The organism is Bacillus sp. FDAARGOS_235, from assembly GCF_002073415.2.
Classification (GTDB): Bacteria; Bacillota; Bacilli; order Bacillales; family Bacillaceae_G; genus Bacillus_A; species Bacillus_A toyonensis.
On the sequence record NZ_CP020437.2, the window covers coordinates 3,085,839 to 3,107,165 of the forward strand.

The 21,327-nt window shown below is 38.0% G+C and carries 25 protein-coding genes; 22 read left to right on the forward strand and 3 right to left on the reverse strand.

Annotation, left to right across the window (positions count from 1 at the left end; translation table 11 throughout):
* Positions 1-24 precede the first annotated feature (24 nt).
* The 3 genes from A6J74_RS17775 to pyrG all read left to right on the forward strand — a co-directional run bounded on the left by A6J74_RS17775 (position 25) and on the right by pyrG (position 3,340).
* A complete protein-coding gene (locus A6J74_RS17775) occupies positions 25-654 on the forward strand; it encodes a TetR/AcrR family transcriptional regulator (protein WP_000238592.1) in 630 nt (209 codons plus the stop codon).
* Between the two features lie 290 nt (positions 655-944).
* Positions 945-1,475: a DNA-directed RNA polymerase subunit delta gene (gene rpoE, locus A6J74_RS17780; RefSeq protein WP_001009769.1), complete on the forward strand. Its 531-nt coding sequence runs from the start codon at positions 945-947 to the stop codon at positions 1,473-1,475.
* A gap of 257 nt (positions 1,476-1,732) precedes the next feature.
* Positions 1,733-3,340, forward strand: a complete 1,608-nt coding sequence (gene pyrG, locus A6J74_RS17785) for a CTP synthase (protein WP_000170441.1) — start codon at positions 1,733-1,735, stop codon at positions 3,338-3,340.
* 30 nt (positions 3,341-3,370) lie between these two features.
* Here pyrG and A6J74_RS17790 read toward each other — a convergent pair whose 3' ends face one another.
* Positions 3,371-3,895, reverse strand: coding sequence for a DUF2529 domain-containing protein (locus A6J74_RS17790; RefSeq protein WP_000912396.1), 525 nt, complete (start codon positions 3,893-3,895; stop codon positions 3,371-3,373).
* Between the two features lie 201 nt (positions 3,896-4,096).
* Here A6J74_RS17790 and spo0F point away from each other — a divergent pair, with 201 nt between their 5' ends.
* The 15 genes from spo0F to A6J74_RS17865 all read left to right on the forward strand — a co-directional run bounded on the left by spo0F (position 4,097) and on the right by A6J74_RS17865 (position 17,203).
* Positions 4,097-4,465 carry a sporulation initiation phosphotransferase Spo0F gene (gene spo0F, locus A6J74_RS17795; RefSeq protein ID WP_000398594.1) on the forward strand — a complete coding sequence of 123 codons (369 nt, stop codon included), beginning with the start codon at positions 4,097-4,099 and terminating at the stop codon, positions 4,463-4,465.
* A gap of 211 nt (positions 4,466-4,676) precedes the next feature.
* On the forward strand, positions 4,677-5,534 hold the full coding sequence (locus A6J74_RS17800) for a class II fructose-bisphosphate aldolase (RefSeq protein WP_001131849.1): 858 nt from the start codon (positions 4,677-4,679) through the stop codon (positions 5,532-5,534).
* A 343-nt stretch (positions 5,535-5,877) separates the two neighbouring features.
* Positions 5,878-7,167, forward strand: a complete 1,290-nt coding sequence (gene murA / locus A6J74_RS17810; RefSeq protein WP_000413255.1) for a UDP-N-acetylglucosamine 1-carboxyvinyltransferase — start codon at positions 5,878-5,880, stop codon at positions 7,165-7,167.
* A 116-nt stretch (positions 7,168-7,283) separates the two neighbouring features.
* Positions 7,284-8,249, forward strand: coding sequence for a class II fructose-bisphosphatase (gene glpX, locus A6J74_RS17815; protein ID WP_000442336.1), 966 nt, complete (start codon positions 7,284-7,286; stop codon positions 8,247-8,249).
* Positions 8,250-8,520: 271 nt separating this feature from the next.
* Entirely contained in the window at positions 8,521-9,792 is a 1,272-nt protein-coding gene (rho, locus tag A6J74_RS17820) for a transcription termination factor Rho (RefSeq protein WP_001053898.1), read from the forward strand.
* Between the two features lie 640 nt (positions 9,793-10,432).
* Complete coding sequence (locus tag A6J74_RS17825) at positions 10,433-10,678, forward strand: type B 50S ribosomal protein L31 (protein ID WP_000643435.1); 246 nt, start codon at positions 10,433-10,435, stop codon at positions 10,676-10,678.
* 108 nt (positions 10,679-10,786) lie between these two features.
* The gene (locus A6J74_RS17830) at positions 10,787-11,374 is read left to right on the forward strand and encodes a thymidine kinase (RefSeq protein ID WP_000280856.1); all 588 of its coding nucleotides are present in this window, start codon (positions 10,787-10,789) and stop codon (positions 11,372-11,374) included.
* Between the two features lie 143 nt (positions 11,375-11,517).
* The gene (prfA, locus tag A6J74_RS17835; RefSeq protein ID WP_000887062.1) at positions 11,518-12,585 is read left to right on the forward strand and encodes a peptide chain release factor 1; all 1,068 of its coding nucleotides are present in this window, start codon (positions 11,518-11,520) and stop codon (positions 12,583-12,585) included.
* Complete coding sequence (gene prmC, locus A6J74_RS17840; RefSeq protein WP_001267074.1) at positions 12,585-13,436, forward strand: peptide chain release factor N(5)-glutamine methyltransferase; 852 nt, start codon at positions 12,585-12,587, stop codon at positions 13,434-13,436. The genes prfA and prmC overlap by 1 nt, the downstream gene beginning before the upstream one ends.
* A gap of 114 nt (positions 13,437-13,550) precedes the next feature.
* Entirely contained in the window at positions 13,551-14,414 is an 864-nt protein-coding gene (spoIIR, locus tag A6J74_RS17845; RefSeq protein ID WP_000745080.1) for a stage II sporulation protein R, read from the forward strand.
* Positions 14,415-14,463: 49 nt separating this feature from the next.
* On the forward strand, positions 14,464-14,922 hold the full coding sequence (locus A6J74_RS17850; protein ID WP_000758449.1) for a GNAT family N-acetyltransferase: 459 nt from the start codon (positions 14,464-14,466) through the stop codon (positions 14,920-14,922).
* Between the two features lie 108 nt (positions 14,923-15,030).
* Positions 15,031-16,071 (forward strand): L-threonylcarbamoyladenylate synthase, encoded by a 1,041-nt coding sequence (locus tag A6J74_RS17855; RefSeq protein ID WP_000557365.1) that lies wholly within the window; start codon positions 15,031-15,033, stop codon positions 16,069-16,071.
* Between the two features lie 77 nt (positions 16,072-16,148).
* Complete coding sequence (locus A6J74_RS17860; protein ID WP_000142482.1) at positions 16,149-16,697, forward strand: manganese efflux pump MntP; 549 nt, start codon at positions 16,149-16,151, stop codon at positions 16,695-16,697.
* 19 nt (positions 16,698-16,716) lie between these two features.
* Positions 16,717-16,848 carry a hypothetical protein gene (locus A6J74_RS30465; RefSeq protein ID WP_001094286.1) on the forward strand — a complete coding sequence of 44 codons (132 nt, stop codon included), beginning with the start codon at positions 16,717-16,719 and terminating at the stop codon, positions 16,846-16,848.
* A gap of 79 nt (positions 16,849-16,927) precedes the next feature.
* Positions 16,928-17,203: a DUF3935 domain-containing protein gene (locus A6J74_RS17865; protein ID WP_000197483.1), complete on the forward strand. Its 276-nt coding sequence runs from the start codon at positions 16,928-16,930 to the stop codon at positions 17,201-17,203.
* Positions 17,204-17,397: 194 nt separating this feature from the next.
* Here A6J74_RS17865 and A6J74_RS17875 read toward each other — a convergent pair whose 3' ends face one another.
* Together A6J74_RS17875 and A6J74_RS17880 are read right to left on the reverse strand one after the other, a co-directional pair.
* Positions 17,398-18,009, reverse strand: coding sequence for a flavin reductase family protein (locus A6J74_RS17875; protein WP_000949060.1), 612 nt, complete (start codon positions 18,007-18,009; stop codon positions 17,398-17,400).
* Between the two features lie 166 nt (positions 18,010-18,175).
* Positions 18,176-18,562: a DoxX family protein gene (locus tag A6J74_RS17880; RefSeq protein WP_000968621.1), complete on the reverse strand. Its 387-nt coding sequence runs from the start codon at positions 18,560-18,562 to the stop codon at positions 18,176-18,178.
* A gap of 388 nt (positions 18,563-18,950) precedes the next feature.
* On the opposite strand from A6J74_RS17880, the gene A6J74_RS17885 reads away from it, so the two are divergent.
* The 4 genes from A6J74_RS17885 (at position 18,951) to A6J74_RS17900 (ending at position 21,299) form a co-directional block, all read left to right on the forward strand.
* Entirely contained in the window at positions 18,951-19,448 is a 498-nt protein-coding gene (locus A6J74_RS17885) for a PTS sugar transporter subunit IIA (protein WP_000473666.1), read from the forward strand.
* A gap of 231 nt (positions 19,449-19,679) precedes the next feature.
* Positions 19,680-20,120, forward strand: a complete 441-nt coding sequence (locus tag A6J74_RS17890; protein WP_000832365.1) for a low molecular weight protein arginine phosphatase — start codon at positions 19,680-19,682, stop codon at positions 20,118-20,120.
* Between the two features lie 96 nt (positions 20,121-20,216).
* Positions 20,217-20,660, forward strand: coding sequence for a ribose 5-phosphate isomerase B (rpiB, locus tag A6J74_RS17895; protein ID WP_000869542.1), 444 nt, complete (start codon positions 20,217-20,219; stop codon positions 20,658-20,660).
* 66 nt (positions 20,661-20,726) lie between these two features.
* The gene (locus A6J74_RS17900; protein ID WP_000136360.1) at positions 20,727-21,299 is read left to right on the forward strand and encodes a TIGR01440 family protein; all 573 of its coding nucleotides are present in this window, start codon (positions 20,727-20,729) and stop codon (positions 21,297-21,299) included.
* Positions 21,300-21,327 lie beyond the last annotated feature (28 nt).

The following is a 21,327-nucleotide window of genomic DNA, read 5'->3' on the forward strand; positions in this document are numbered from 1 at the left end:
AAATAATAGAGAGAGGTGAAGGGGATGGTTAAACATAATGTGCATGCGTCAGTAAAAGATGAAAAATTAGTTGCGTTAAGGCGTGAACAAATGATTAAAGGTGCGGTGCAACTGTTTAAGCAAAAAGGATTCCCGCGTACAACAACGAGAGAGATTGCAAAAGCGGCTGGATTTAGTATCGGAACACTATATGAATACATTCGTACGAAAGATGACGTGTTATATTTAGTTTGTGATAGTATTTATGAACATGTAAAAGAACGATTAGAGGAAGTAGTATGCACGGAGAAGGGAAGTATAGACAGTTTAAAAATAGCGATAACAAATTACTTTAAAGTGATGGACGAATTGCAAGAAGAAGTATTAATCATGTATCAAGAAGTACGGTTTTTACCGAAAGAATCACTCCCATACGTACTAGAGAAAGAGTTTCAAATGGTAGGAATGTTTGAGAATATTTTAGAACAATGTACAGAAAATGGAACATTTATATTAAATAAAAAAGAAATACAGCTTCTTGCGCATAACATTTTCATACAAGGACAGATGTGGGGATTTAGACGTTGGGCGCTGCAAAAACTGTATACGCTCGAAGAATATACAGAAATGCAAATTAGGTATGTGTTGCAAGGGGCGCATATGCTTCCGAAGTAAGGAATGGACAAATTATAATTTTATTACCATATAAAGTGAGGATGTTCATCCAAAGCCGATTAGTAGCCTTCACAAATCAGGCGTTTACAGGTAGCGGGGCTTCCGCCTAACTTCTTTGCTCCAGCCGAATGTTGAGGCGGGAGTTTTACTGCTCGCAAATAGCGGGATAAAAGTTTCCCGTTTTTTTTGTAGCATATTTGTGCGACTTTTGTTTATAATGAATAGTATGGATTTTTTTAAGCAGACCGTTATATATAAGGTTATATTTGATGAAAGGAAGTGCCGCATAAGTGAATTTTAAGCAATATTCACCAGAAGAGCTAAAAGAATGTTCAATGATTGAAGTTGTACATAGCGTTTTAGGGGATAAAAGACAAGCAACGACATTCAACGAGTTGGTTAAAGAAATCGCTCAAGTGCTGGGACTATCTCAAGAGCAAGTTAATGCGAAACTCGCACAATTTTATACAGATTTAAACATCGATGGACGCTTCATTAATTTAGGAGAAAATCGTTGGGGACTACGTAGCTGGTACCCATATGAGCAAATCGATGAAGAAATTCTGCCTCAGCCAAAACCGAAGAAGAAACGTAAAGTTGAAGAGGACGGTTTTGACGACTACATGGAAGACGAAGATGACTTCGACGATGCAGACGGAAATGTAGAGGAAGAAGAAGAAGTAGAAGATTTGGACAAGGTTCTTGAAGAAGAAGACGGAGATGACGATGATCTTGATGATTTAGATGAAGATGATGAAGATGACTTCGCTGAAGAAGAACTTGAGTATGATGAAACTGAAGAAGAAGAGGAAGAACTGTAGTTCTTGACTTTTCATTATCGTCCATGTAGAATCATTTTTGGGCTCTTTAAAAAAGGACGATAATACTTTTAAAGTGTAAATATAAAAGAAAATTGCTCCCTACTTGTTACTTTTTGTGATGAGGGGAGCAATTTTCTTTTTTGTTTTTTGTTTAGAATACAAAAAGAGTCTAACAATAAGATAGATACAGTGTTATCTACATACGTTGCGCTTTGCAACGGTGATTATATAACAACAAGGTAGAAGGGAGCTTTTTCATGACTAAGTATATTTTTGTAACAGGCGGTGTAGTATCGTCTTTAGGTAAAGGTATTACAGCAGCATCTCTTGGAAGACTTTTAAAAAATCGTGGTTTAAACGTAACGATTCAAAAGTTTGATCCGTACATTAACGTAGACCCAGGGACTATGAGCCCATACCAACACGGTGAGGTATTCGTAACAGATGATGGTGCAGAAACGGACTTAGACCTTGGTCACTATGAACGTTTTATCGACATCAACTTAAACAAATACAGCAACGTAACAACAGGTAAAATTTACTCTTCAGTTCTTCAAAAAGAGCGTCGTGGTGAATATCTAGGAGGAACAGTTCAAGTTATTCCTCACATTACTAACGAAATTAAAGAACGTGTATATCGTTCTGGTCGCGAAACAAATGCGGACGTTGTTATTACAGAAATCGGTGGAACTGTTGGTGATATCGAGTCTCTACCATTCTTAGAAGCAATCCGTCAAATTAAGAGCGACATCGGTCGTGACAATGTAATGTACATTCATTGTACGTTAATCCCGTACTTAAAAGCAGCGGGTGAAATGAAAACAAAACCAACGCAACATAGCGTTAAAGAGCTTCGTAGCTTAGGTATTCAACCAAATATTATCGTTGTTCGTACAGAACTGCCTGTTTCTCAAGATATGAAAGACAAGCTTGCATTATTCTGTGACATCGATACAAAAGCAGTTATCGAAGCACGCGATGCAGATACTTTATACGCGGTTCCATTATCTCTTCAAGAGCAAAACATGGACCAAATCGTTTGCGATCACTTAAAATTAGACAATCCAGCTGCAGATATGACAGAGTGGACTGCGCTAGTTGATAAAGTACGTAACCTTTCTAAGAAAACAAAAATCGCTCTTGTTGGTAAATACGTAGAGCTTCAAGATGCATATATTTCTGTTGTAGAAGCACTTCGTCATGCGGGTTATTCATTCGACACAGATGTAGAAGTGAAATGGGTAAACGCTGAGCACGTAACAGCAGAGAACGTAAAAGAATTAGTTGGTGACACAGATGGTATTCTTGTGCCAGGTGGTTTTGGAGATCGTGGTGTAGAAGGTAAAATCGTTGCAATTCAATATGCTCGTGAAAACAAAGTTCCATTCTTAGGAATTTGCTTAGGTATGCAACTTGCATCAATCGAATTTGCACGTAACGTATTAGGATTAGAAGGAGCTAACTCTTCTGAAATTAATCCTGACACACCTTATGCAATCATCGACTTATTACCAGAGCAAAAAGATGTAGAAGACTTAGGTGGTACACTTCGTCTTGGTCTATACCCATGTAAGCTTTCTGAAGAAACGAATGCTTATAGAGCTTACAGTGAGCCGGTTGTATATGAGCGTCATCGTCATCGTTATGAGTTCAACAATCAATTCCGTCCGGATATGGAAAAAGCAGGATTTGTATTCTCTGGTACAAGCCCAGACGGTCGCCTAGTTGAAATCATTGAATTAAAAGATCATCCTTGGTTCGTGGCAGCACAGTTCCACCCAGAACTTGTATCTCGTCCAAACCGTCCACAACCATTGTTCCATGATTTCGTAAGTGCTTCTATTACGAATAAAGAGAGCAAGTAATAAAAAAGCGCCTGAAATAGGGCGCTTTTTTTAATATTCGTTTAACATTTCATCAATTGTAAATTTCAATCCGTGATAAGCAAATAAGGCTATCATTAAACTTGGGAATCCGTAGCGATTACCTTCATCGTCTGGAATAAGACCTTTTAACAGCTTTGTATCAATATGTACATCTGTATATTGTTCCAGTGATTCAATACCTTCTTGAATAGCAGAGATTCCAACGATAGAGTGGCCTTCTTCTTGAAGTTTTTTTGCAATACTTACCGCTTCTTCATCTGTTGAAAAACGGCTAATAAGAAGTACACGGTCTGCAGAAGTTACTTCTGCTTCTTTATCATTTTCAAATAAACGTTTCGCTTGCTGCATTGGTTCAGCACCGAATAGTGCTTCAGCAACGACACCATCCATTTCATTTGTACCATGTAAATAAATGAAGCCATCGCCAACTAATGCTTGAGCAAGTAGACGAGCGCTATCTTCTATATTCATTTCCTCTTTTTGAGAAACTCTGGAGAAATAACCACTTAATTGAGTCGAAAAAATTTTTAACATAATGTTACTCCCTTCGTACGTGTTCGCCGGCTTTCATTATAGTGTATTTTTTTAGAAAGGTGAAATCGTAGGGTAGCATAACAAAAAAGGAAACGGTAAAATAAGAAAGAATAGGAAGGAATTTGCCAAAGAATAGCGAAAATAAATCGTTAAGATATAAGAAGCTTTAAATCTTGTATTTATACAGAAAGGTTGGGAGTTATGGAAGGGAAAATTTTAATCGTTGATGATCAATATGGCATTCGTGTGTTATTACATGAAGTGTTCCAAAAAGAAGGTTATCAGACGTTCCAAGCAGCGAATGGATTTCAAGCTTTAGATATCGTGAAAAAAGATAATCCAGATTTAGTTGTGTTAGATATGAAAATTCCAGGTATGGATGGTATAGAGATTTTAAAGCATGTAAAAGAAATTGATGAGAGTATTAAAGTAATTTTAATGACTGCTTATGGAGAGCTTGATATGATCCAAGAGGCAAAAGATTTAGGAGCTTTAATGCACTTTGCTAAACCATTTGATATTGATGAAATTCGTCAAGCGGTGAGAAATGAGCTTGCTGTAGAGGCGTAAAAAATGAATTTTTTATAAAAAATATGGAAAAAAGCGTTTACATGGACTATTGAGCAGGTGAATACAGTTGAGTTTTTGAGTACAAGTTGTTATCCTATTGAGTGTAGAAAAAAGTCCGGTATGTAAATATACATATTTTACCTTATTCTGGTCATACTACCAGCGATAAGAATTTATCGGATACAAAAAACGTTTTTTAGGAGGATTCACCATGCCTTTAGTTTCTATGAAAGAAATGCTAAACAAAGCACTAGAAGGAAAATACGCAGTTGGTCAATTCAACATGAACAACTTAGAGTGGACTCAAGCTATCTTAGCTGCTGCGGAAGAAGAAAAATCTCCTGTAATCCTAGGTGTATCTGAGGGTGCAGCTCGTCATATGACTGGTTTCAAAACAGTTGTAGCTATGGTTAAAGCTTTAATCGAAGAAATGAACATTACTGTTCCTGTAGCGATTCACCTTGACCATGGTTCAAGCTTCGAAAAATGTAAAGAAGCAATCGATGCAGGTTTCACATCTGTAATGATTGACGCTTCTCACCACCCATTCGAAGAAAACGTTGAAACTACTAAAAAAGTGGTAGAATACGCACACGCTCGTAACGTATCTGTTGAAGCTGAGCTTGGAACAGTTGGCGGACAAGAAGATGATATCATCGCTGAAGGCGTAATTTACGCTGATCCTGCAGAGTGTAAGCACCTTGTTGAAGCAACTGGCATCGACTGCCTAGCTCCAGCTTTAGGTTCTGTACACGGTCCTTACAAAGGTGAGCCTAACTTAGGATTCGCAGAAATGGAGCAAGTTCGCGACTTCACTGGCGTACCTTTAGTATTACACGGTGGTACTGGTATCCCAACTGCTGATATCGTAAAAGCTATTTCTTTAGGTACTTCAAAAATTAACGTAAACACTGAGAACCAAATTGAGTTTACAAAAGCTGTTCGTGAAGCATTAAACAAAGATCAAGAAGTTTACGATCCTCGTAAATATATTGGACCTGGCCGCGAAGCTATCAAAGCAACTGTTGCTGGTAAAATTCGCGAATTCGGTTCTAACGGTAAAGCGTAAGAATAAAATTCCGTTTTGGAAACCGTCTAGTCTTTTAGACGGTTTCCTTTCGTTGTATAATGAAAGCGTGAACAAGTCTAAAGATTTTTATCATTTCGTTTTTGAAATAGAAAATAATGTGCATAGTCCTATTAATAAATGTGATAACGTATCTAAATTGATAAATTTTGCTCGATGAATAGTTAATCTTTATCTATTCGGAATATAGGAGAAATGGAGATAATGGTTTCCTATTTATTGAGTTTTGGGATGGAAAGAGTGATTGAGATTCTTAAGGGGAATCTTCTAATTCTTTTTATAAAGAATTTAGAAGGTAAATACATTCACAAGAAGGGAGCTCAATATGGAAAAATTGCTAATTGAAGGCGGAAGAGCTTTAAATGGAACAATTCGAGTGAGTGGTGCGAAAAACAGCGCTGTTGCACTAATTCCAGCGACAATTTTAGCAGATACTCCAGTAACCATTGGTGGAGTTCCTAATATTTCGGACGTGAAAATGTTAGGAGACTTACTAGAGGAAATTGGAGGGAAAGTAACATATGGGCAGGAGGAAGAGATGGTAGTCGATCCTTCTAACATGGTTGCGATGCCTTTACCAAATGGAAAAGTGAAAAAGTTGCGTGCTTCTTATTATTTAATGGGTGCGATGCTTGGTCGTTTTAAAAAAGCTGTTATTGGGCTTCCAGGTGGATGTCATTTAGGACCGAGGCCGATTGATCAGCATATTAAAGGGTTTGAAGCGTTAGGTGCACATGTTACGAATGAACAAGGTGCTATCTATTTAAGAGCAGATGAATTGCGCGGGGCGCGTATTTATTTAGACGTTGTTAGTGTAGGGGCTACGATTAATATTATGCTAGCAGCTGTCCGAGCAAAAGGTAGAACTGTTATTGAAAATGCAGCGAAAGAACCCGAGATTATTGATGTAGCTACATTGTTAACAAGCATGGGAGCACGCATTAAAGGTGCTGGTACAGATGTAATCCGAATTGATGGTGTGGACTCACTGCATGGTTGTCACCATACTATCATTCCAGATCGTATTGAGGCTGGTACGTATATGATTTTAGGAGCGGCATCAGGAGGAGAAGTAACAGTTGATAATGTTATTCCTCAGCATTTAGAGTCAGTTACTGCAAAGCTAAGAGAAGCTGGTGTTCAAGTTGAAACGAACGATGATCAAATTACAGTGAACGGTAATAGAAGGTTAAAAGTAGTTGATATAAAAACGCTTGTATATCCAGGTTTCGCAACAGATTTACAACAGCCGTTTACGACGCTTTTAACAAAGGCGCACGGGACGGGAGTTGTAACGGATACAATTTACGGTGCTCGTTTCAAACATATTGATGAATTACGTCGTATGAATGCACAAATTAAAGTAGAAGGTCGTTCGGCAATTGTAACTGGTCCTGTTTTATTACAAGGTGCAAAAGTAAAGGCGAGTGACTTACGAGCTGGGGCTTCGCTTGTTATTGCAGGATTAATGGCGGATGGAATTACAGAAGTAACCGGACTTGAGCATATTGATCGAGGTTATGAAAATATAGTAGACAAGCTTAAAGGGCTTGGTGCAAACATTTGGCGAGAACAAATGACAGAGCAAGAAATTGAAGAGATGAAGAACGCATAAGTGATACTTCCGCAAGTGGGGAGCGAAGTATCACTATTTGCGGAAGTACACTTTATAGAAAAATAAAGTTCACAAAATACGGCAGAAGTATAAAGGCTTAAAGGAGAGGGATTATCGTGGAAAGAAGTTTATCTATGGAGTTAGTACGTGTAACAGAGGCTGCAGCATTATCATCAGCGCGTTGGATGGGACGCGGGAAAAAGGATGAAGCAGACGGTGCAGCAACGTCTGCTATGCGTGATGTATTTGATACAATTCCGATGAAAGGTACAGTTGTAATTGGTGAAGGTGAGATGGATGAAGCGCCAATGCTGTATATCGGAGAGAAATTAGGTACAGGGTATGGCCCGCGCGTAGACGTTGCAGTTGATCCTTTAGAAGGGACAAACATTGTAGCAGCTGGCGGATGGAATGCACTTGCCGTTATTGCAATTGCAGATCATGGTAATTTGTTACATGCTCCTGACATGTACATGGATAAAATCGCGGTTGGTCCAGAAGCAGTTGGAGCCGTTGATATTGATGCACCTATTATTGATAACTTACGTGCAGTTGCGAAAGCAAAAAACAAGGATATTGAAGATGTTGTAGCAACAGTTTTAAACCGTCCACGTCATCAAGCAATTATCGAAGAAATTCGTAAAGCTGGTGCTCGTATTAAATTGATTAACGATGGAGATGTAGCTGGAGCAATCAATACAGCATTTGACCGTACAGGTGTAGATATTTTATTCGGTTCTGGTGGGGCTCCTGAAGGAGTATTAGCAGCTGTCGCATTAAAATGTTTAGGTGGAGAAATCCACGGAAAGCTTCTTCCTCAAAATGAAGCTGAATTAGCTCGTTGTAAAAAAATGGGTATTGAAGATATAAATCGTATCCTTCGTATGGAAGACTTAGTAAAGGGTGACGATGCAATCTTTGCAGCAACAGGTGTAACAGACGGAGAATTGCTACGAGGCGTTCAATTTAAAGGTAGCGTTGGAACAACACAATCTCTTGTTATGCGTGCAAAATCAGGTACAGTACGTTTCGTAGACGGACGCCATAGTTTAAATAAAAAACCGAACTTGGTTATTAAATAAAAAGTGCAAGCGGCTCGTTCAGAATGGAAGAAGCAAAGCTACCGACCATTCTAGTTGTTAAAACTAGATTAAATAATAAGCGAAGACAAATTTTCTTGTCTTCGCTTATTGTATTTGTGTCCCAACGTATTGATTAAAACTAGATAAAAGGGTTACAATAGTGAATATTACCCTACTTGAACTTATTGCCTTTCATTATTAATTATTTGCCTTCCGTATTTTTTCCCTTTACCCATGTGAAAAGAGAATAACGTTAAAGTGTGGTGTCTGAATGAATTTGTCAATTGCAGCATTAGAAAACATGAAATTAAAAGAGTTATACGAGCTTGCGAAAGAATTTAAGATTTCGTATTATAGCAAATTAACGAAAAAAGAATTAATCTTCGCCATTTTAAAAGCTCGAGCAGAAAAAGAAGGTTTCTTTTTCATGGAAGGCGTATTAGAAATTATTCAATCAGAAGGATTTGGATTCCTACGTCCTATCAACTATTCTCCAAGCTCAGAAGATATTTATATCTCAGCTTCGCAAATTCGTCGTTTCGATTTACGTAATGGAGATAAGGTTTCTGGTAAAGTACGACCTCCGAAAGAAAATGAACGCTATTTTGGATTATTACAAGTTGAAGCTGTAAACGGAGATGATCCAGAGTCAGCCAAAGAGCGTGTGCATTTCCCTGCATTAACACCATTATACCCAGATCGCCAAATGAAATTGGAAACGGAACCGAAAAAGTTACCGACACGCATCATGGATTTAATCGCACCAGTTGGATTTGGACAACGTGGTTTAATTGTTGCGCCTCCAAAGGCGGGTAAAACAAGTCTATTAAAAGAAATTGCACACAGTGTTACAACAAATCATCCAGAAGCAGAATTAATTGTGCTTCTAATTGATGAGCGTCCAGAGGAAGTAACAGACATTGAACGTTCTGTTAAGGGCGATGTTGTAAGTTCTACTTTTGATGAAGTACCAGAAAATCATATTAAAGTAGCTGAACTTGTGTTAGAACGTGCAATGCGTCTTGTAGAGCACAAAAAAGACGTTATCATTTTAATGGATAGTATTACCCGTTTAGCGCGAGCTTACAACCTCGTTATTCCGCCAAGTGGTAGAACATTATCGGGTGGTATCGACCCAGCGGCTTTCCATAGACCGAAGCGTTTCTTTGGGGCTGCGCGTAATATTGAAGAGGGCGGTAGCTTAACGATTTTAGCAACAGCGCTCGTTGATACAGGGTCTCGTATGGACGATGTAATTTACGAGGAATTTAAAGGAACTGGAAATATGGAACTTCACTTAGATCGCTCATTAGCTGAGCGTCGTATCTTCCCAGCGATTGATATTCGTCGCTCTGGTACGCGTAAAGAAGATCTATTAATTCCGAAAGAGCATTTAGACAAGTTGTGGGGTATTCGTAAAACAATGCGTGATACACCAGACTTCGTTGAAGGTTTCTTACGTAAACTTCGTCAAACAAAGACAAATGAAGAATTTTTACAAAACATTGTTGCAGACTCGAAAAGGTATGTAACAACTAAGTAAAGGGAAAAGATTGGGACTCGCTTATTTCGTAGTAAGCGAGTTTTTTTATGTTTTTTAGGTGATGTTAAAGGGAGAAGTAAGTGGGAGAACCTTAGCCAGTCAGAGCTGAACGAGCCGCTTGCGCTTTTAAATTGTATCCAGTTCGGGCGGCTAGCTCTTCGCATCTAAGAACCTTCCGCCCGAAAGGTAAAAAGCACCTTTAGGGCGAAAGAACCTTAGCCAGAGCTAAGCAAGCCACCTCCACTTTAAGATAATATCCAGCTCCAGCGGCTAGAATCTCCGGTCATTTCACTCTCTCGAAGCAAAAGGCGCTTCAAGGTCGAGAGTTTGAAGTGTCCTGGATTCTGAACGAGCCGCTTATGCTTTTAAATTGTATCTAGTTCCGACGGCTAGCTCTTCGTGTCTAAGAACCTCCCGCACTAAAGGTAAAGAGCACCTTTTGTGCGAGAGAACCTTAGCTAGTCAGAGCTGAACGAGCCGTCTCCACTTTTAATTTAAAAAGACAAAAACAGGTAGTTGCAAAATGAAGTTAGCCTTGTTATAATTTCATCATATGTGTTTCATCAATATAGTTGTGTATGCAGCTGAAGATGAAAAACTCTGTTTCGAAAATGATTCAGGGCGGAAGGAGATGAAAAGAATGAAAGCAGGAATTCACCCAGATTACAAGAAAGTTGTATTCATGGACACAAACACAGGCTTCAAATTCTTAAGCGGGTCTACTAAAGGCTCTAGCGAAACTGTTGAGTGGGAAGATGGTAACACTTATCCATTACTAAAAGTTGAGATCAGTTCTGATTCTCACCCATTCTACACTGGACGTCAGAAGTTTGCTACTGCAGACGGACGCGTTGATCGCTTCAATAAGAAATACGGTATCAAGTAATAAAAACATAAAACAGGCAAGTGTATGTATTCGCTTGTCTGTTTTTTTTGCGAAAATATTATACCTTTACCCTACTTTTAACTAAAAAGTAGATGAAAGGAGAGCTTCATGTACTTAATAAATCAAAATGGCTGGATTGAAGTGATTTGCGGTAGTATGTTTTCTGGTAAATCAGAAGAGCTAATCCGCCGTGTGCGCCGCACGCAATTTGCGAAACAACATGCAATTGTATTTAAACCATGTATTGATAATCGTTATAGTGAAGAAGATGTTGTATCACATAACGGATTAAAGGTAAAAGCAGTTCCTGTTTCAGCTTCAAAGGATATATTTGAACATATTACAGAAGAGTTGGATGTTATTGCAATCGATGAGGTGCAATTTTTTGATGGGGACATTGTGGAAGTGGTGCAAGTATTGGCAAATCGTGGCTATCGTGTCATTGTAGCTGGTTTAGACCAAGATTTCCGTGGTCTACCATTTGGACAAGTTCCTCAGCTGATGGCGATTGCTGAACACGTAACAAAACTGCAAGCAGTATGTTCTACATGTGGATCTCCGGCAAGTCGTACACAACGATTAATTGATGGAGAGCCGGCGGCATTTAATGATCCGATTATTTTAGTTGGAGCTTCAGAATCGTACGAACCACGTTGTCGTCATTGTCATGCAGTTCCTGCAAACAAAAATAAGTAAAACTCGCTTTGTAGGGCGGGTTTTTTTCAAAATAGAGAGAATGAGTGGTGCAAGCCGCTTGCGCTTTTAAATATAATTTGCGTTTTTTTGAGTAAGTACCATATACTATTTGTATTAGATACTAGGATGTAGAGGTGAATGATGTGTTAGATCGTTTGCAAGCTGTAGAAGATCGTTATGAGAAGTTAAATGAATTGTTAAGTGACCCAGAGGTTATTAGCGATACAAATAAGCTTCGTGAGTATTCAAAAGAACAATCTGATATGCAAGAAACGGTAGAGGTGTACCGTGAGTATAAAGATGTTCGTGAGCAATTACGAGATGCAAAAGCAATGTTAGAAGATAAGTTAGACGCTGATATGCGTGAAATGGTTAAGGAAGAAGTCTCTGAATTAGAAGGACAAGAGAAAACATTATCAGAACGTCTGAAAATTTTACTTGTTCCAAAAGACCCTAATGATGATAAAAACGTTATCGTGGAGGTTCGTGGTGCTGCTGGTGGTGATGAGGCAGCTTTATTTGCGGGTGATTTATATCGTATGTATAGCCGTTATGCTGAGGTGCAAGGTTGGAAAACTGAAATTATCGAAGCGAGCTATACAGAGTTAGGTGGATATAAAGAGATTATCTTTATGATTAACGGTAAAGGTGCTTTCGCGAAGCTGAAATTCGAGAATGGTGCTCACCGTGTACAACGTGTTCCTGAAACGGAATCTGGTGGACGTATTCATACATCTACAGCAACTGTAGCTGTATTACCAGAGGCAGAAGAAGTAGAAATTACTATTCATGAAAAAGATGTTCGTGTTGATACATTTGCTTCTAGTGGTCCTGGTGGACAGAGCGTTAATACAACGATGTCAGCGGTACGTTTAACGCATTTACCGACTGGTGTAGTTGTATCTTGTCAGGATGAGAAATCACAGATTAAGAATAAAGAAAAAGCAATGAAAGTATTACGTGCACGTGTTTATGATAAATTCAGACAAGAAGCGCAAGCTGAGTACGATCAAAATCGTAAACAAGCTGTTGGTACGGGAGACCGTTCAGAGCGTATTCGTACGTATAACTTCCCGCAAAACCGTGTAACTGACCATCGAATCGGCTTAACGATTCAAAAGCTAGATCAAATCCTACAAGGTAAGTTAGATGATTTCATCAATGCCTTAGTGATGGAAGATCAGGCGCAAAAGATGGAGGCAGCTGAGTAATGCGTGTCTATGAAGCCCTGAAATGGGCTTCTTCTTTTTTACAGGAAAATGGACGAGATGAAAATGCGGGAGAACTTGTCCTTTGTCATGTATTAAAGACGAACAGAACAGGAATGCTCATGAATATGCGTGAAGAGATAACCGCGGAACAAGAGAAAAGTTTTGTAGAATTTATCCACAAGCACGTGAAAGGTATTCCAATCCAATATATGCTCGGTTATGAAATGTTTTATGGACGCTCGTTTTTTGTGAATGAAGAGGTATTAATACCAAGGCCTGAAACGGAAGAGCTTATAGTAGGAGTGCTAGAGCGAATTGAGCGTCACTTTGGTAATGAGAAACTTCATGTAGCGGATATTGGTACAGGTAGTGGAGCAATTTCTATTACACTCGCTTTAGAAAATAAAAATCTTCATGTGTATACGGTAGATATTGCAAGAGAATCGATTGAAGTTGCAAAAGAAAATGCAAAATCTTTGGGTGCAGAAGTAACGTTCTATCACGGTGATTTATTGTCACCATTTTATAAAATAGATCAAAAGTTAGATGTTGTCGTTTCAAACCCTCCATATATACCAGAAGAGGATTGGCGTGGTCTTTCTCCTGTTGTGAAAGAGCATGAACCAAAGAGAGCACTTGTTGGCGGTGAAGATGGATTAGATTTCTATCGCCGTTTTATGGAAGAATTGCCGAACGTGTTGCAGAAGAAAGCAATTGTGGCATTTGAAATTGGAGTAGGGCAAGGTGAGGATGTAAAGGAATTGTTACAACAAGCCTTTCCGCATGCTCATGTTGAAGTTGTTTTTGATATTAACGGAAAAGATCGTATGGTATTTGCAGAGATGGAGTAAGGTTCACACCTTACTCTATTTTTTTTGTGGGGAAAATTCATATAGATTTTGAATTTAATAGTTTAGAAAGATGAAAGTCTGTCCACACTGTTTGTAGAGGGGACGGTGGAGGAAATGAAAAAACAAGTTATTGCTTATCTTCTTCTATTATTAATTGGTGCACAGTTACTTGTGCAGTTTGGATATATGAAAGCTGATGCGAAAGGGCCTTCTGTTATTCCGAAAGAGGCCGTTCGATTAAGAATTTTAGCAAATAGTGATTCAGATAAAGATCAGGCGTTAAAGCGTAAAGTACGCGATGAAGTAAAAGCGCAAATTGATGGATGGGTAGCAGATTTAACGTCATTTGAAGAGGCGCGAAAGGTAATTCAAAGTCATATTCCAGAAATCGAAAAAACAGTGAAAAACACGCTAAAAAAGGAAGGCAGTACAGAGTCATTCCAAGTGAAATTTGGTAAGAATGTAAAGTTTCCTACAAAGGTATATGGGAATTTTATTTATCCAGCAGGAGAATATGAAGCGGTACTCATTACAATTGGAAAAGGTGAAGGGGCGAATTGGTGGTGTGTGTTATTTCCTCCAATGTGTTTCTTAGATTTTTCAAGTGGTACAGCTGTAAGAAAAGAAGAGCATGTTGTGAAGGCTGAATCTCCTGAAGAAGATCAAGTGGAACAAGCTGAAGGGGATATAGTCGATTCACCAAAGATAGAAGAGGATAAGGTGAAGGAAAAGAAAGTTGTAAAACAGGAAGTAGCAAAAAAGGTAACAGCTTCTGAAAAGAAAGTAGTAAAAAATGAAATAAAAGTAGAAGAACAGCCTGTAAGTAAAGAAGAAACAAAAACAGTGGAAAAAGTAGAGAATCCTGTGGAGAAAAAGCAAGAAAAACAAAATGAGTATGTACAAGTAGAAGAGGAAGAAAAAAAGCCAGAAGTTAAATTATTTATTGTAGAAGCTTTTACATCTTTATTTTCTAAATAGTACTATTAACAAGTCTCTTCTCATATATAAAGATGAGGAGGGATTTATTATGAAGAAAGTGTATTTTGCTACGAAAGAGGATGTAGAAAGATTACATTCTTTTTTCGGACAAGCTAATAAAAAAGATGATAAAATAAATGAGTTATACGCACAATTTATGATTTTGGAAGAGGCGGAAGAAATACGAGCTGTAATTGGATATGAACAAAGTGAAGAAAATGCACTTATTCGTTCTTGTTTATTCACACCTCATGTGGATAAACAGACTTTCTTATATTTTTTCGAAATGTTTTTGCAGTATATGAAAGAAAAAAATATTCGACAATTGTACTTACTAACAAATCATCCACAATCTATAACAATCTTTCAGTTTTTTGACTTTGTCACTATAGAGAGAGAGAAAGTGCCAGAGGGAATTCGACAGCTAGAACACTTTTGTAAAAATATAAAAGAGCCAAATGCAATAATACTAAATTGTCAGCTATTCACAAAGTTATCCACGGATTAATTAGGTTTATCCACATTTTGTGGATAAACCTTGTTTGTCTTTTGGATAAATCTCATAGTAAACTAAAAATAGACAAGTATTTCAGGGTAGAAAAGGACGTGGAAAAAAATGCACACAAATATGTGGGTTGTGGATAATGTTGTGGAAAGAAAAAAATATTATCCACAGTTACAAGAAGCAGCAAGACTATTAAGAGAAAACGAAGCGGTTGCCTTCCCTACGGAAACGGTATATGGGCTAGGTGCAAACGCGATGAATGATGAAGCAATTGCGAAAATTTTTGAAGCAAAAGGGAGACCAAGTGATAATCCACTTATTGTTCACATAGGTACAAAATCTCAGTTAGATGGGATTGTAAATGAAATTCCGCCGGTTGCGGAGAAGTTAATGGAACACTTTTGGCCAGGACCATTAACGATTATTTTGCCAAGAAAAGAAGGTATTTCTGAGAAGGTGACGGCAGGTCTTAATACGGTTGGAGTAAGAATGCCGGATCATCCAGTAGCGCTCGCTCTTATTGAGGAGGCGAATGTACCGGTTGCAGCACCGAGTGCGAATCGTTCAGGGCGTCCAAGCCCAACGTTAGCTTCTCACGTATATGAAGATTTAAATGGAAAGATTGCAGGTATTGTTGATGGTGGGGCAACGGGAGTAGGCGTTGAATCAACTGTAATCGATTGTACAAGTGAGATTCCAACAATTTTACGTCCAGGCGGGATTACGAAAGAACAATTGGAAGCAGTAATAGGTACTGTTTCTTTAGATCCAGCTTTAAAGGACGAGAAGGAAAAACCGAAATCACCTGGAATGAAATATACACATTATGCACCGAAAGCGCCACTTAGTATTGTTGAAGGATCACGTGAGTTTATTCAGCGTCTTGTGGATAAGAAGAAGGATGAAGGATTTAAAGTAGGTGTATTAACGACAGAAGAATATCAGCATGTATATAGTGCAGATGTCGTATTATCTTGTGGTATGCGAAGTGATTTAGCTAGTGTTGCGACCAAATTATATGATGTACTTAGAACGTTCGATGCAAGTGAAGTGGATGTTATTTTTAGTGAGTCGTTCCCGAATGACGGAATAGGGAATGCAATAATGAATCGCTTAACAAAAGCAGCAGGACATCATATTATTACTGAATGATAATGTACGATTAGCAAACAGAATATTTCTCCTCGGATAAGCATATTTTGAAGTAGCACGTCCGAGGAGGGACATGAATGACGTTTGAACAGCTAATACCTTTAATAATTATGGCATTCGCCTTAGGGATGGATGCGTTCTCGGTGAGTCTTGGTATGGGGATGATGACCTTAAAGTTAAGACAAATCCTGTATATCGGTATGACGATAGGGATTTTTCATATAATCATGCCATTTATAGGAATGGTATTAGGTCGTTTTTTATCAGAGAAGTATGGGGAAATTGCACATTTTGCAGGTGCTATTTTATTAATTGGTCTAGGGTTTTATATCGTATATTCGTCTATTTTAGAAAACGAAGAGACTAGAACAGCTCCTATTGGAATTAGTTTATTTGTATTTGCATTTGGCGTCAGTATAGATAGCTTTTCGGTAGGCCTTAGTCTTGGTATTTACGGAGCACAGACGATTATTACAATATTACTTTTTGGATTTATTAGCATGTTATTAGCGTGGTTTGGTTTATTAATTGGTAGACATGCGAAAGGTATACTCGGTACATATGGTGAGATAGTAGGTGGTATCATTCTGGTTGGATTTGGATTATATATCCTTTTTCCTATATAATTTTATGTAGGAGGGAATTATGAACACGCTATTGGAATGGTATGTTAAGTTTTTAACCTTCTTTCCTCGGTGGCTAAGAAGACTTATAATTTGGGGTATTATTTTGCAAATTTCGATGTTAGGTTGGATTAAGTTAATTCGTGAATGGTGAGATGGTTCCTTTCTGTGCATATTTTGTTTGTACTATATTTATTGCACTAAAAATTACAGATATAGAAAGGATGAGATGAATGACGAGATTGAAGCAAGTTTTTGGTATTATTATTAGTTTTTTTGTTTTTTGGTTTAGTATGCTCGGTGTACAAATGTTTGCTGAGTTTTTAGATATTGAGTCATTGAAGTTTGTTGCCGGAAAGACTGAGGCAGCGCGTACTTTTTATTCTCCATACCCTTTTTTAATTGTTTTTCTTATTACATTGCTTTCCCTATATTTCTTAGTAATTAAGCTTGGGAAACCGAAAAAAGAGAAATTGCCTACTTTAGAGGAAAAGAAGGAAGAATTATAAAAATAAAATCCCCCGCTTCTTAGCGGGGGATTTTATCATTGATTGATGGAAGTAATTAAGTTACCTTCGCTTTAAAATATATCCAGCTCCAGCGGCTAGAATGGTCGGTGGCTTCGCGTCTTCCTACGAGGCAAAAAGCGCCTCTACGTCAGAAGCTCCATCCCCCTCCCATTCTGAGCGAGCCGCTTCTGCTTTTAAACTGGCCGCACTAATTCAAATTGTTCTCCTAGTTTTGCGTAGTTGTGTCCTGCTAGACGGCTTACTGGTTTTAGTCCTTCTGCGTGAATGCGGCCTTTTTCGTATAGGTGTTCTGCGACGTGGAAACGAACGATGCGTCCGATTAGTAGATCGCAAGCTGGTGAGTCTTCCGTTCCGCCAAGAGGGATTGCGCGTTCTAGTACGCATTCCATTCGAATGTTCGCTTCTTTCACACCTGGAACAGAGATGACGTCACTTTTAATTGGTGTTAGTTTTGCTAGTTCGATTTCACTCTCGTTTGGCGGAAGGTTAGCTGCTGTTTCATTAATCGCTTCTATGTAAGATTCGTCAGAAATATGTACAACAAACTCTCCTTGTTCCATTGCGTTTCGGGAAGTATCTTTCGGTGTTCCTGCTTTTCGTTGTACAGAAACTGAAATAAGTGGTGGATTAGCAGCAACAATATTGAAATAACTATAAGGCGCTCCATTTAATACACCGTCTTTTGTTATAGAAGTAACGAATGCGACGGGACGTGGAATAATGCTGCCCGTTAATAATTTGTAATTCTCTTTTTCCGTTTGTTCATTTGGATTAATTGATAACATGTTTAAAATCTCCCTTCTGAATATGACGACTTATTGTTTGTTTACAAGATGTTAGTGGGAAACTCCTGCTGGAAATAATATTTTTTTAATGATGTAAAAAAGAGATTACCTCAATTATACTGAAGTAATCTCTTTTTAAGTAAACATCTTGAAATTGAGATAAATATTAAAGTAAAACGTATGCGCCAGGCCCGATTAAAGCGACACCAACAGCGACAGCGATTAACATTAAATTATATTCAAATCCGTCTTGTGTTACCCAGTAACCATTTTTTCCGTGAACAGTGAAGATTGCCATTAACATTGTTCCAACGATAAATAATGAACCAATTACAGTGAAAATACCTGATGCGAATAAGAAACCACCTAGTAATTCAGTTGCACCAGCCATAAATGCCATAAATACACCAGGGCGTAAACCGATTGATTCCATCCAACCGCCTGTTCCTTTTAAGCCATAACCACCGAACCAACCGAATAATTTTTGAGCACCATGACCCATGAATGTAATTCCTATAATAAGACGAATAATAAGAAGACCGAAATCCATCATTTTTGAAAACCTCCTGAAAGTTTATTAACTTACCTTATGTAAGTAATAATAAAATAGTTACTTACTTTAGTCAAGTGAATTTCGAAAAAAGTTTGAATTAAATTTTACAAATTAACGACAAAAAATAAAATGTAGTAAAGACCTCTAGACAAGTTGGGCGAAAAAAGAGAAAATATAAGTAGAAGTTAACTTCTTATTGTTATTCAGACAATCAGAATTGACTGGAATTTTGTGAAGCGCTACAATAAGAGTCTATTAGTAATGACGTAATTTATTTCGAAAGCGTTTTTACAGTATAATATTCGAAGTATGAAGTCTTACATGTATCCCGAGCTTTACTAGGGATTGCCCTATAAACTTTTAGGTAAATTATAAGGAGGACTATCCTATGTTTAAAAAATTATTCGGTCTTGGTTCAAAAACAAATGAAGAAACAATTGTAGCTCCATTAACTGGAGCAGTGAAAAATATTGAAGAAGTACCAGATCCAGTATTCGCTGGTCGTATGATGGGTGACGGTGTTGCAATCGATCCTACTGAAGGTGTAGTTGTATCTCCAGTTGATGGTGAAATCGTACAATTATTCCACACGAAACATGCTATCGGAATTAAAGCGAAAAACGGTACAGAAATTTTAATCCACGTTGGATTAGAAACTGTAAAAATGGAAGGTGAAGGTTTCGAAGCTCACGTTTCTGAAGGACAAGCTGTAAAAGCTGGAGATAAATTAATCTCATTCGACTTAGAATTAATCCGTGAAAAAGCGAAAAGCACGATTACTCCAATCGTTATTACAAACACAGATGCAGCTGAGTCTATTAAGACAACTGTAGGTGTAACAGCTACAAAAGGTTCAACAGAAGTAATGAAAGTTACAATGAAATAATTGTTGTATAAAAGGAATCCGTTTCATATGAAATGGATTCCTTATTTTTTGTTGTATGTTTAGTAGGTATGTTAAAATACTCTAGGCACTTGGAAATAGGGTTTCACATATATGTGGATAGGCGCATTTTTCTTAGAAAAATGCGCCTTTTGTATATTCACATTTCTTTTGTTCCATCCTAATGTAAGCTATTATTAAAGGGAAAAGATACAATATAAGGGGTGGGTTTGGATGAAACGAGTGTTATTTGTTTGCACTGGCAATACATGTCGTAGTCCGATGGCTGAGGCGTTACTTCGTCATCATGGAGGAGATAAGTTTGAAGTGCAATCTGCTGGTGTTTTCGCCTATCCTGGAAGCGATGCATCGATATATGCGAAGGAAGCTTTAGCTGAAAAAGGAATTTCAATCGATCATGCCGCGCAGCAGGTAAATGAAGCTTTGCTTGATTGGGCTGATATTGTCGTAACGATGACGGAAAATCATAAGCAAATTGTACTTGGTCACTATCCGAGTGTTGAAAAGAAGTTGAATACATTATATGGACTAACTGAAGGTATAGGTAAAGACATTTCAGATCCTTTTGGAGGATCGCTTTCTATTTATAAAGAAACGTTAGATGAGATGGAAAAACTTGTACAAACTTTACTGAAAAAACATTCAGAAGGTTGATGTTTCGTGTATAATACGATATTGGAGATCACTTCGTCCTATTGAGGTAGCGAATGTGAAATGAAGATAATTGATTGAAACTTTGGAGGGGTAAAAATGAAAGTAGTAATAGCATCTGATCACGGCGGTATGAATATCCGTAAAGAACTTGTAAGTTTATTAGAAGAATTAAATATTGAATATATTGATTTAGGTTGTGAATGTGAAGCTGGTTCAGTTGATTACCCTGATTTTGCATTTCCAGCAGCGGAAATGGTAGCAAATGGTGAAGTGGATCGTGGTATTTTAGTTTGTGGGACAGGCATCGGTATGTCAATCGCGGCAAACAAAGTAAACGGTATTCGTTGTGCGTTAGTTCATGATACTTTCAGTGCGAAAGCAACGAGAGAGCATAATGACACTAACATGCTAGCAATGGGCGAGCGTGTAATTGGTGCTGGTCTAGCGCGTGATATCGCAAAAATTTGGTTAACAACTGACTATGAAGGTGGCCGTCACGAAAACCGCGTAGGAAAAATTAAAACATACGAAACAAAGTAATAGATTCTAACTATCAGTAGTGTGAAATATAATTTGGTGAACCAACCTGTGAAAGGAAGAGGCGTAATGACAGAAATCGTAAAGGTAAGAGAACAGCTACAAATATCGCTTTCTGATTTCCAAGAACAAGCTTCATTGCAAAGTGGTCAAATTTTTGTAGTGGGGTGTAGCACGAGCGAAGTGCTAGGAGAAAGAATTGGAACATCAGGAACGATGGAAGTAGCAGAGGCGATTTTTTCTGAGTTAAAACAATTTCAAGAGCAAACAGGTATTGCGTTAGCGTTCCAATGTTGCGAGCATTTAAACCGTGCTTTAGTAGTTGAGAGAGAAGTAGCGATAAAATATCAATTTGAAATTGTAACAGTTACGCCTGTTAGATCAGCAGGTGGTGCATTGGGGACATATGCGTATCACAATTTGAAAGATCCGGTAGTAGTTGAATTTATTAAAGCGGATGCTGGAATGGATATTGGTGATACATTTATTGGTATGCATTTAAAGCATGTAGCTGTTCCAGTTCGTACAAGTGTGAAGGAAATTGGAAATGCACATGTAACGATGGCGAAAACACGTGGAAAACTAATAGGTGGAGCACGTGCTGTTTATGCAGCGGAGGAAGAAACGATTACTTGCCGTTAAATGCGAAAAATGAGGAAGTCATATAGCA

Bases quoted from the DNA above. Each gene is read 5' to 3' on its own strand.
- A6J74_RS17775 (WP_000238592.1), top strand. From the start codon at position 25: ATGGTTAAACATAATGTGCATGCGTCAGTAAAAGATGAAAAATTAGTT.
- pyrG (WP_000170441.1), top strand. From the start codon at position 1,733: ATGACTAAGTATATTTTTGTAACAGGCGGTGTAGTATCGTCTTTAGGT.
- A6J74_RS17790 (WP_000912396.1), bottom strand. From the start codon at position 3,895: ATGTTAAAAATTTTTTCGACTCAATTAAGTGGTTATTTCTCCAGAGTT.
- spo0F (WP_000398594.1), top strand. From the start codon at position 4,097: ATGGAAGGGAAAATTTTAATCGTTGATGATCAATATGGCATTCGTGTG.
- A6J74_RS17800 (WP_001131849.1), top strand. From the start codon at position 4,677: ATGCCTTTAGTTTCTATGAAAGAAATGCTAAACAAAGCACTAGAAGGA.
- murA (WP_000413255.1), top strand. From the start codon at position 5,878: ATGGAAAAATTGCTAATTGAAGGCGGAAGAGCTTTAAATGGAACAATT.
- rho (WP_001053898.1), top strand. From the start codon at position 8,521: ATGAATTTGTCAATTGCAGCATTAGAAAACATGAAATTAAAAGAGTTA.
- A6J74_RS17825 (WP_000643435.1), top strand. From the start codon at position 10,433: ATGAAAGCAGGAATTCACCCAGATTACAAGAAAGTTGTATTCATGGAC.
- A6J74_RS17830 (WP_000280856.1), top strand. From the start codon at position 10,787: ATGTACTTAATAAATCAAAATGGCTGGATTGAAGTGATTTGCGGTAGT.
- prmC (WP_001267074.1), top strand. From the start codon at position 12,585: ATGCGTGTCTATGAAGCCCTGAAATGGGCTTCTTCTTTTTTACAGGAA.
- spoIIR (WP_000745080.1), top strand. From the start codon at position 13,551: ATGAAAAAACAAGTTATTGCTTATCTTCTTCTATTATTAATTGGTGCA.
- A6J74_RS17850 (WP_000758449.1), top strand. From the start codon at position 14,464: ATGAAGAAAGTGTATTTTGCTACGAAAGAGGATGTAGAAAGATTACAT.
- A6J74_RS17855 (WP_000557365.1), top strand. From the start codon at position 15,031: ATGCACACAAATATGTGGGTTGTGGATAATGTTGTGGAAAGAAAAAAA.
- A6J74_RS17860 (WP_000142482.1), top strand. From the start codon at position 16,149: ATGACGTTTGAACAGCTAATACCTTTAATAATTATGGCATTCGCCTTA.
- A6J74_RS30465 (WP_001094286.1), top strand. From the start codon at position 16,717: ATGAACACGCTATTGGAATGGTATGTTAAGTTTTTAACCTTCTTTCCT.
- A6J74_RS17865 (WP_000197483.1), top strand. From the start codon at position 16,928: ATGACGAGATTGAAGCAAGTTTTTGGTATTATTATTAGTTTTTTTGTT.
- A6J74_RS17875 (WP_000949060.1), bottom strand. From the start codon at position 18,009: ATGTTATCAATTAATCCAAATGAACAAACGGAAAAAGAGAATTACAAA.
- A6J74_RS17880 (WP_000968621.1), bottom strand. From the start codon at position 18,562: ATGATGGATTTCGGTCTTCTTATTATTCGTCTTATTATAGGAATTACA.
- A6J74_RS17885 (WP_000473666.1), top strand. From the start codon at position 18,951: ATGTTTAAAAAATTATTCGGTCTTGGTTCAAAAACAAATGAAGAAACA.
- A6J74_RS17890 (WP_000832365.1), top strand. From the start codon at position 19,680: ATGAAACGAGTGTTATTTGTTTGCACTGGCAATACATGTCGTAGTCCG.
- rpiB (WP_000869542.1), top strand. From the start codon at position 20,217: ATGAAAGTAGTAATAGCATCTGATCACGGCGGTATGAATATCCGTAAA.
- A6J74_RS17900 (WP_000136360.1), top strand. From the start codon at position 20,727: ATGACAGAAATCGTAAAGGTAAGAGAACAGCTACAAATATCGCTTTCT.